The sequence below is a fragment of the Mangrovimonas sp. ST2L15 genome (assembly GCF_001280515.1).
Taxonomy (GTDB): Bacteria; Bacteroidota; Bacteroidia; order Flavobacteriales; family Flavobacteriaceae; genus Mangrovimonas; species Mangrovimonas futianensis.
Genome location: NZ_LBIQ01000030.1, coordinates 1,729,652 through 1,740,000 on the forward strand (window position 1 = coordinate 1,729,652; position 10,349 = coordinate 1,740,000).

General features: G+C 38.5%; 6 protein-coding genes, 2 tRNA genes and 2 rRNA genes (1 of these 10 cut by a window edge). 4 read left to right on the forward strand and 6 right to left on the reverse strand.

Translation table 11 applies throughout. The features are described 5' to 3' along the window. Positions 1-5: 5 nt before the first annotated feature. From ZA07_RS11660 to thrS, 6 genes are all read right to left on the reverse strand, one after another. The gene (locus tag ZA07_RS11660; RefSeq protein WP_053971851.1) at positions 6-821 is read right to left on the reverse strand and encodes a Cof-type HAD-IIB family hydrolase; all 816 of its coding nucleotides are present in this window, start codon (positions 819-821) and stop codon (positions 6-8) included. An 84-nt stretch (positions 822-905) separates the two neighbouring features. Further along, the gene (locus tag ZA07_RS11665) at positions 906-4,163 is read right to left on the reverse strand and encodes an amidohydrolase family protein (RefSeq protein ID WP_053971852.1); all 3,258 of its coding nucleotides are present in this window, start codon (positions 4,161-4,163) and stop codon (positions 906-908) included. Positions 4,164-4,305: 142 nt separating this feature from the next. Beyond that, entirely contained in the window at positions 4,306-4,650 is a 345-nt protein-coding gene (gene rplT / locus ZA07_RS11670; RefSeq protein ID WP_053971853.1) for a 50S ribosomal protein L20, read from the reverse strand. A gap of 88 nt (positions 4,651-4,738) precedes the next feature. Then, positions 4,739-4,936: a 50S ribosomal protein L35 gene (rpmI, locus tag ZA07_RS11675; protein WP_053971854.1), complete on the reverse strand. Its 198-nt coding sequence runs from the start codon at positions 4,934-4,936 to the stop codon at positions 4,739-4,741. 57 nt (positions 4,937-4,993) lie between these two features. Beyond that, on the reverse strand, positions 4,994-5,551 hold the full coding sequence (infC, locus tag ZA07_RS11680; protein ID WP_082316574.1) for a translation initiation factor IF-3: 558 nt from the start codon (positions 5,549-5,551) through the stop codon (positions 4,994-4,996). Between the two features lie 27 nt (positions 5,552-5,578). Further along, positions 5,579-7,516: a threonine--tRNA ligase gene (gene thrS, locus ZA07_RS11685; RefSeq protein ID WP_053971856.1), complete on the reverse strand. Its 1,938-nt coding sequence runs from the start codon at positions 7,514-7,516 to the stop codon at positions 5,579-5,581. Between the two features lie 709 nt (positions 7,517-8,225). On the opposite strand from thrS, the gene ZA07_RS11695 reads away from it, so the two are divergent. From ZA07_RS11695 to ZA07_RS11710, 4 genes are all read left to right on the forward strand, one after another. Continuing rightward, positions 8,226-9,743, forward strand: a 16S ribosomal RNA gene (locus tag ZA07_RS11695). 90 nt (positions 9,744-9,833) lie between these two features. Further along, positions 9,834-9,907 (forward strand) — tRNA-Ile (locus tag ZA07_RS11700). 155 nt (positions 9,908-10,062) lie between these two features. After that, positions 10,063-10,136 (forward strand) — tRNA-Ala (locus ZA07_RS11705). A 126-nt stretch (positions 10,137-10,262) separates the two neighbouring features. Next, positions 10,263-10,349, forward strand: a 23S ribosomal RNA gene (locus tag ZA07_RS11710); it runs 2,734 nt beyond the window's last position. Together the 16S and 23S rRNA genes with 2 tRNA genes alongside form the textbook arrangement of a ribosomal RNA operon.

Genomic DNA, 10,349 nt, shown 5'->3' on the forward strand with positions numbered 1-10,349 from the left:
GTTTATTATTCCGTCACCTTCTTAGAATGTAATAATTGCTCCAGAATAATCTCAACTCCGTTTTCGTCATTGTTTTTAGTGGTATGAGTAGCTATTTTTTTTAGGTTTGGATGGGCATTTTCCATAGCAACGCTTACCGCTGCTTGATAGAACATTTCCAAATCATTATTGTAATCGCCAAAAACCAAAGTTTCCTCTTTAGTAATACCTAAATTTTGTTGAAGTTTTGATAGAGCAAAACCTTTATTAGCATTTTGATGGGAAAGATCCAACCATACTTCTCCAGAAACTTTTACCTGTAAATCTTTTTCAAAATGTTTGACCAAAGGGTACAACTGCTCTTCAGAACCGTGTTTGCAATACACAGCAATTTTCAAGAAATCATCATCTTTAATTTCAGTCAAATCTGAAACACGTTCGTATTTATGGTAAAACTCCTTAAAAAAGTCAATGAAATCCAAGTTTTCAGATTCAATGTAAGCTGTTTTTTTTCCGCATAATACAATCTCTATTTCATCAATAGCACGCAAATATTCTACCAGTTTCTTAATTTCTTTATGACTCAAACCAATGAGTAAGAGCTCCTCTTCTTTTTGCTTGGTTATAGCCCCGTTTTCAGCGATAATGGTAATGTCATTTGTAATCCCATTAAGTTTATCTGTGATACTATAGTATTGCCTTCCACTGGCAGCAACAAAATGAATCTGATGCTTTTTTAATTCTTTAAACAATTCAAAAAAGCGCTCGCTCACTTGTCCTTTAGAATTTAATAGAGTGCCATCCATATCGGTGGCAATTAATTTTATTTGTGATAGGTTCATATAATGCAGTTAAGCTGCAAAATTACAGTTGTTTAGATGATTTAGTGGTGATAAAAATGTTTTTATTTCGTTAATTTTTTGGCATTAATGTTCCATACTACCTTGACAACTACAACCTACATTCAGAAAACTTTGGCTTTCTTCGTGCCAGGGGAAGGCTTGGTTGTACTTATTGTTTTCCCAATAAAATTGGGTGCGTTCTTTAGGATGATTACCTATTTCATTCATGGTATTGGCATCAAATAATCGTCCGTTAACCATTGTATATATTATGGAATTTGAGTTTTTAATGTCTAATAAAGGGTCTTTATCCAAAACAATCAAATCTGCAAGTTTGCCTTTCCTTAAACTGCCCACTTCATTATCAATACCTATATATTCGGCTCCATTAATGGTGGCTGCTTTCAGTGCTTCCATGGTACTCATACCTCCTTGTTCCAACATCCATAATTCCCAATGTGCTCCCAAACCTTGAAGTTGACCATGGGCACCCAAGTTGACTTTTACCCCGTAGTCAGAGAGAGTTTTACATGTTTTGGAAACTAAAATATGACCATTTTCATACTCCTTATCAGGAATCATCATTCTATGTCTTGAGCGTGCATCGATAATTCCTCTTGGTGTAAATTGCAGCAATTTTTCATTTTCCCAAACATTGGTTTTTTGATACCAAAAGAACTCTCCATTTAATCCACCATAATTGACTATCAAGGTAGGTGTGTACCCAACGTCACTTTTTCCCCATAGTTCTAAAACATCTTTGTAAACGGGAGCCACTGGAATGTTGTGTTCGATACCTGTATGTCCATCCATTACCATGGTCATGTTATGGAAAAAATTAGATCCACCTTCTGGGACTACTAAAATTTGTTCGTCTCGAGCTGCCTGTAAAACCTGCTGGCGTTGATCTCTTCGTGGTTGATTATAACTCTTCACGGAATGCGCTCCAAATGCTTTGGTTCTTCTGATTGATGAGCGAGCATCTTCCAAATTATTTATAACGGCTTTAAAATCACCATCAGCTCCATATAGAATAATACCAGTTGAGAATATTCTTGGACCAATAATTTCCCCGCTTTTTTGTAATTCAGATAAAGAAAAAATGGTTTCACTTAATGCCGATGGATCGTGTGATGTGGTAACACCATAAGCTAAATTGGCATAAAATTGCCAATGCTTTTGCTCGGTTAATCCGTACCTAAACCCTCCAACATGAGCATGAACATCGACCATTCCAGGCATTATTGTTTTTCCTGAAACGTCATATACTTTAGCGTTTTTAGGGATTTTAATGTCATCACGATTACCTATTGATTCAATGACATTCTCATTAATAATGATGGTTCCATCATTAATGACTTCATCATTTTCCATTGTGATTATTTTTGCTCCTGTTAAAGCAATTATTCCAGATGGTTTGTGTGATTCAACCCGAAGCCCGACGGCTATACTTTCATCTTGAATCTTGATTTCTTCGGAAATAGGGGAGGTATAATAGCGATCACCGAGTGTCCAATGTAACTGTCGACTATCCTTGGACCAATGCAGATTGATTCCAGCATCTTTAGAAACTTGGGAAATCGGAACAAATTTAGTCTTATCTGTCATGTCTAAAGTTTCCCCATATGCAGGCATGGGAGCAACAAATATTTTGTGCAAATGAATAAAAGCAACCCATTTTTGATCTGGACTGGGAACTATTCTATTACCATGATCAGATTTAACTAAGGTTCTTGAATCAAATCCATCAAGATTAACACTTTTGAGGGACTTGACAATATCTCCAAAAAACTGTCCGCCTGTTTGGTAAAAGATTCTTTTATCCTCCAAGTTGAACGTCGGGAAATCCCCCTCTTTGATTATGAATTTAGTTTCTGTACCATCAGAATTCATAGTGTAGAGCCCTGGCTTTTTATCAAACGTAAAGCCCAAATCACTATTACCCGTTTCCTTTCGATAGACAATTTTATTTCCATTATGGGAAAAAGAAGGATTGCGATAAATACCTTTTTCTGATGTCAGTTTCTCTGGAGTTCCTCCTTTGATAGAAACCTTATATATGGAACCAAGGTTTTCATCATTCCAAGTCACATAAACAAGATGTTTTCCATCTGTGGAAAAACTAGGTTCAAACTCAAAATCATCTCCAGATGTAATTCTTTTTGGAGTGCCGTTTGGTAATTTCTTTATCCATAAATGACCAAGCGCGCTGAAAACTAAACTAGATTCATCGGGTGAAGTAACAGCATGTCTAATCACTTTGGCTTCGAAATTTTCTTCAAAAACCGGATATTTAAATTTCAAGGGAGATGCTATTTTAATTTGGGCATCCACTTGAAATGGAATATCTACTGTTTCGAGAGAATGAATGTTTATTTTATTGATTTTTCCACCAGACCAAAAGACAATCTCTTCATTGTTTGGCATCCAATTAAAATTAGGGTAAACACCAAAAATGGCCCAAGCTTCCTGTTGGTCTTTATTTAGTTGATCATATATTGGCCATTCTTCACCGGTTTTTAAATCATGTATATATAGGACCGATTTTTCTCGTACCCTTTTTACAAAAGCCAATAGCTTTCCATCTTTGGATACTTGAGGTCTTGCTGCTCCACCAGGCCCGCCGGTCACTCGATCGATAGTTCCAGTTTCAAAATCATACCGATTGATAACATAAATTTGACTATTAGGGTCTTTATTGTATTGGAAAAAACCTCCCGGATACATGTCTTCCGAATAATATAGATAACGACCATCAGGAGACATACTGGGCTCGTTGACATCCTGTTGGTCATTTTTACGTTTGGTAAGTTGAAGACCACTACCACCTGATTTATGATACATCCACATTTCGCCAGCACCTGCAGACCTAGTGGAAGTGAAATGTTTTCTAGCAATGAGGTAATCCCCATCGGGAGTCCAAATGGCATTATTTAAAAGTCTGAAATTCTCTTTGGTTATTTGTTTGGCATTATTTCCATTGATATCCATAACCCAGATATTATCGCCTCCACCAGCATCACTTGTAAATGAAATGGTTTTTCCATCCGGGCTAAATCTTGGTTGAATTTCAAAAGGCAAACCACTTCTTAGAATTTGTGCTTTTCCACCAGAGATAGACATTTTATAAATATCTCCCAATAAATCAAAAACAATGGTTTTACCATCTGGGCTAATATCTAAATTCATCCAGGTTCCTTCGTTGGTTGAAATCTCAAGGTCTTTGAAATTCCAATTTCCTTCGGGATTGGCAACATTCCAAACAGAATCTTTGGGAGTGGTTTGAGCAAAAAGGAAATGGCTAAGAAAGAGGAAGTAAACAATAATTAAATTAGGTTTCATGATCAAATGATAACGTCAAGTTAGAAAAGTATGAATTTAGTAATTATATTCTTTATGAAGAAAAAGGGCATAAAAAAACCGGTCCCAAATGGAACCGGTTTTAATTAATAAGCGAAATATGTTATACAATAGGCGATGCGCCTTATTTTACTTGATCTACAATTGCTGTGAAAGCTTCTGGGTGATTCATAGCTAAATCAGCCAATACCTTACGGTTAAGTTCGATATTGTTTGCTTTTAACTGTCCCATAAACTTTGAATAAGACATACCGTTAGCTCTTGCTCCAGCGTTAATACGTTGAATCCATAAAGCACGGAATGATCTCTTTTTGTTTCTGCGGTCTCTATAAGAATATAGCATTGCTTTGTCAACCGCATTTTTTGCTACTGTCCAAACGTTTTTACGACGTCCAAAGTAACCTTTTGCTTGCTTAAGAACCTTTTTTCTTCTGGCTCTTTTAGCTACTGAATTTACTGATCTTGGCATAATTTTAAAAATTTTGTAGTAGGCGTCCTATTTAAAGGTACTTGTAAGGCCTAACTCCAGGGTTAATAAATGGTTTAACCGAACAATATTACTTTAAACGTAATTGTTCTTTGATACTGTTAACATCAGACTCATGTACCAAAGTACTGTGAGTTAACGCCAACTTACGCTTTTTAGACTTCTTGGTTAAGATGTGACTTTTAAAAGCGTGCTTTCTCTTGATCTTTCCAGAACCAGTTAACTTAAAACGTTTTTTGGCACTAGATTTTGTCTTCATTTTAGGCATTTTCTTCTCCTAGTTTTTACTTCGCTTATTTATTTTTAAACCTGACTTTCAGGATTTTTATTTTGTCTTTTTGGGAGCGATGAACATAGTCATACGCTTTCCTTCCAATTTAGGCATTTGCTCAACCTTTCCAAATTCTTCTAGGTCTTGTGCCAATTTCAATAAAAGGATTTGTCCTTGCTCCTTAAACACGATAGAACGTCCTTTGAAAAATACATAAGCCTTTAATTTGGCTCCATCCTTTAAGAATTTCTCAGCGTGTTTCTTTTTGAAATCATAGTCGTGATCATCGGTTTGAGGACCAAAACGAATTTCTTTAACAACAACTTTAGTGGCTTTCGCCTTTAGAACTTTTTCACGTTTCTTTTGTTCGTAAAGAAACTTTTTATAGTCCATAACCTTACAAACTGGAGGATCTGCTTTAGGAGAAATTTCTACAAGATCTAAACCCTGCTCATCTGCAAAGGCTAATGCTTGTTTAATAGGGTAAACCCCGTTTTCAACATTATCACCTACTACTCGAACTTTCTCTGTTCTGATTTTAGAGTTGATTCTATGTTGATCCTCTTGTTGTACTCTTCTTCCTCTACCTGAGTTGAATCTGTTTCTTGCTATGGCTATAAAATTTTAATTAAACTTCTTTTAAAATTGTTTGAGGGATTTTGAAATCTCTTCGTTTATGATGTTGGCAAAAGATTCTACCGATATAGATCCTAAATCTTCACCACCATGTTTACGAACAGAAATCATACTTTCCTTCTCTTCGTTTTCCCCTACAATAATCATGTACGGTATTTTTTTCATTTCGGCTTCCCGAATTTTCTTTCCAACAGTTTCATTCCTGTTGTCAATTAGGGCGCGAATTTCGTGATTTTCTAACAAATTTAAAACTTTTTTCGCGTAATTTTCATATTTCTCACTAATTGACAGTACGATAGCTTGCTCTGGCATTAACCAAAGCGGGAAGTTTCCTGCGGTGTGTTCCAGCAAAATAGCCACAAAACGCTCCATACTTCCAAATGGAGCTCTATGGATCATTACGGGTCTATGAATTTGGTTATCACTTCCTACATAGGTCAATTCAAAACGCTCAGGTAAGTTATAATCTACCTGGATGGTTCCCAATTGCCATTGTCTTCCCAAGGCATCCTTAACCATGAAATCCAGTTTAGGTCCATAAAATGCAGCCTCACCTGTTTCAACAACATAATTTAAGCCCTTGTCTATGGCTGCATTTAAGATAGCCTGTTCTGCTTTTTCCCAGTTTTCTGAACTACCTATATATTTATCTGGGTTTTCAGGATCCCTTAATGATACTTGGGCGGTAAAATTCTCAAACCCTAAAGATCCGAAAACATAAAGTACCAAATCAATCACGTTTTTAAACTCTTGGTCCAATTGTTCTGGTGTACAGAATAAATGAGCATCATCTTGAGTAAAACCTCTTACTCGAGTCAATCCATGTAACTCACCACTTTGCTCGTATCTATAAACTGTTCCAAATTCAGCAAAGCGCTTAGGTAAGTCTCTATAAGACCATTGACTACTCTTGTATATTTCACAGTGATGCGGACAGTTCATGGGTTTCAATAAAAATTCTTCGCCATCCTTTGGTGTATGAATAGGTTGAAAACTGTCCTCACCATATTTAGCATAATGTCCCGAAGTTACATATAGTTCTTTTTGACCAATATGCGGTGTAACGACCATTTCGTATCCAGCTTTCTTTTGGGCTGCTTTAAGGAAATTTTCAAGACGCTCTCTCAATGCGGCACCTTTTGGAAGCCATAGAGGAAGACCTTGACCGACCTTTTGGGAAAAAGTGAAAAGCTCTAGTTCTTTACCCAGTTTTCTATGATCACGTTTTTTAGCCTCTTCCAATAATTCTAAATAGTCCTTTAAGTCTTTCTGCTTAGGGAAGGAGATGCCGTAAATCCTGGTTAATTGCTTTTCATTTTCATCACCTTTAAAGTAGGCTCCAGCAACACTTAATATTTTAACGGCTTTAACAATACCTGTATTTGGTATGTGGCCACCACGACAAAGATCTGTGAAAGTAGAATGGTCACAAAAGGTGATGGTGCCATCTTCAAGGTTCTGTATAAGATCTACTTTGTATTCATTGTTTCCTGTATAATATGAAAGGGCTTCTGCTTTGGATACCTCACGCATTTTAAAATCGTGCTTGCCTCTGGCGATCTCAAGCATTTTATCTTCTATTTTTTTGAAGTCTTTGTCTGTTATACTTTGGTCACCTAAATCAATGTCATAATAGAATCCATTTTCAATGGCAGGACCAACCCATAATTTGGCTCCAGGATAAAGTTCCTCGATGGCCTGGGCGAGGATATGGGCAGAAGAATGCCAAAAGGCCTTTTTACCTTCATCATCATTCCAGGTATATAATATTAAACTACCATCTTTTGTTAAAGGGGTTGTTGTTTCAACCTTCGTACCATTAAAATTGGCAGAAATGACGTTTCTGGCTAATCCTTCGCTTATACTTTTGGCTACATCCATAGGAGTAGAGTTCATTTCAAATGACTTTTGGCTCCCGTCTGGTAAGGTAATTTGAATCATTATATATAATAGTATGTATTTCGTTTCTTTTAAGATGGCAAAGATAAAAAGATAAAAGATAATGGAGAGATATAACCAAATGATTTAAACTGTAAAAATGTGTAATATATATTAAGGTATAAAGGGGTGATAAATAGTTTTGATGCTAAAGTGTTCATAATTAATAGACTCGATCTATAATTCAAAAAAACTTCAAAAAAAGGTTTGAAAAAGTTTGTTGTATAGGAAAAAAGGGTGGTATATTTGCACCCGCAAACGGGGAAACCGGGAGCGTAAGTTCATAGAAAGTTTGAGATACTGGGGTTAAGGGATTGGTTTTTAGGCCGGTCAAAAAAAACCCAAAAAAAATATCAAAAACATGTTTGTAGAATCAAAAAAGGTTGTATGTTTGCAGCCGCAAAAATAGCGAGAGTTATGAGTAGCAAAGTTCTTATAAAGGTGTTGGTATTTTGGGAGTGGAAACGGGGAAAACAGTCCTCGAAAAAATTTTCAAAAAAAAAGTATCAAAACTATTGTGAGGTTAAAAAAAGGGTTTTATATTTGCACCCGCTTAACGAGGAAACGAGTTAAGAAAGAAGATAAGAAAGTTCATAGACATATTGAATTGACAGCGTAGAAAGGTACTGGAAACGGTACTTTTCACAACAAGAGAATAAACCATTTTGAGTCCCTTTTCAGTCTTAAAGTTGTTAAAGATTTATAAGATTTAACGATGAAGAGTTTGATCCTGGCTCAGGATGAACGCTAGCGGCAGGCCTAACACATGCAAGTCGAGGGGTAGAAATAGCTTGCTATTTTGAGACCGGCGCACGGGTGCGTAACGCGTATGCAACCTACCTCTTACAGGGGAATAGCCCAGGGAAACTTGGATTAATGCCCCATAATATATAGGAATGGCATCATTTTTATATTAAAGTTCCGGCGGTAAGAGATGGGCATGCGTTCTATTAGCTAGTAGGTGTGGTAACGGCACACCTAGGCTACGATAGATAGGGGCCCTGAGAGGGGGATCCCCCACACTGGTACTGAGACACGGACCAGACTCCTACGGGAGGCAGCAGTGAGGAATATTGGACAATGGGCGAGAGCCTGATCCAGCCATGCCGCGTGCAGGAAGACTGCCCTATGGGTTGTAAACTGCTTTTATACGGGAAGAAACCTCCCCTCGTGAGGGGAGCTGACGGTACCGTATGAATAAGCATCGGCTAACTCCGTGCCAGCAGCCGCGGTAATACGGAGGATGCAAGCGTTATCCGGAATCATTGGGTTTAAAGGGTCCGTAGGTGGATTGTTAAGTCAGAGGTGAAAGCCTGCAGCTCAACTGTAGAATTGCCTTTGATACTGATAATCTTGAGTCATTGTGAAGTGGTTAGAATATGTAGTGTAGCGGTGAAATGCATAGATATTACATAGAATACCGATTGCGAAGGCAGATCACTAACAATGTACTGACACTGATGGACGAAAGCGTGGGGAGCGAACAGGATTAGATACCCTGGTAGTCCACGCCGTAAACGATGGTCACTAGCTGTTCGGACTTCGGTCTGAGTGGCTAAGCGAAAGTGATAAGTGACCCACCTGGGGAGTACGTTCGCAAGAATGAAACTCAAAGGAATTGACGGGGGCCCGCACAAGCGGTGGAGCATGTGGTTTAATTCGATGATACGCGAGGAACCTTACCAGGGCTTAAATGTAAGTTGCATGATTTAGAGATAGATCTTTCTTCGGACTACTTACAAGGTGCTGCATGGTTGTCGTCAGCTCGTGCCGTGAGGTGTCAGGTTAAGTCCTATAACGAGCGCAACCCCTGTTGTTAGTTGCCAGCATGTAAAGATGGGAACTCTAGCAAGACTGCCGGTGCAAACCGCGAGGAAGGTGGGGATGACGTCAAATCATCACGGCCCTTACGTCCTGGGCTACACACGTGCTACAATGGTAGGTACAGAGGGCAGCCACTGCGCGAGCAGGAGCGAATCCACAAAACCTATCACAGTTCGGATCGGAGTCTGCAACTCGACTCCGTGAAGCTGGAATCGCTAGTAATCGGATATCAGCCATGATCCGGTGAATACGTTCCCGGGCCTTGTACACACCGCCCGTCAAGCCATGGAAGCTGGGAGTGCCTGAAGTCCGTCACCGAGAGGAGCGGCCTAGGGTAAAATCGGTAACTAGGGCTAAGTCGTAACAAGGTAGCCGTACCGGAAGGTGCGGCTGGAACACCTCCTTTCTAGAGAAAGACGACTAAGAGGTTGGAAATACACATTTCGGTTTATTCTCCTGCTGTCGATTTAATTAAGATATCTATAATAAAGTAGAGAGTCTCATAGCTCAGCTGGTTAGAGCGCTACACTGATAATGTAGAGGTCGGCAGTTCGAGTCTGCCTGAGACTACGAATCTTCAGCGAACGATTGCGGATGCAATTGTGGATTGAAAACGTTCATTACAAGATTGAAAGGAAATTTTAGAAGTTGGGTATCCCAAGTTGACGTATAGGTCATCGATTAACTGATTACTGTTAACTGATTACCGACTACTGAATAGAAATGGGGGATTAGCTCAGCTGGCTAGAGCGCCTGCCTTGCACGCAGGAGGTCATCGGTTCGACTCCGATATTCTCCACGAGCCCTAATGGGCATAAGTTCATTGACATATTGAAAAAAGATACATGAAAATTAGATAGAAAATATCTAAAAACATAAATTATTGTAACGAGCAATAATAAACTCATTGAAAAGACAAAAAGTACAATAAGCTAAATAAGGGCGTATGGGGGATGCCTAGGCTCTCAGAGGCGAAGAAGGACGTGATAAGCTGCGAAAAGCCGTGGGGAGT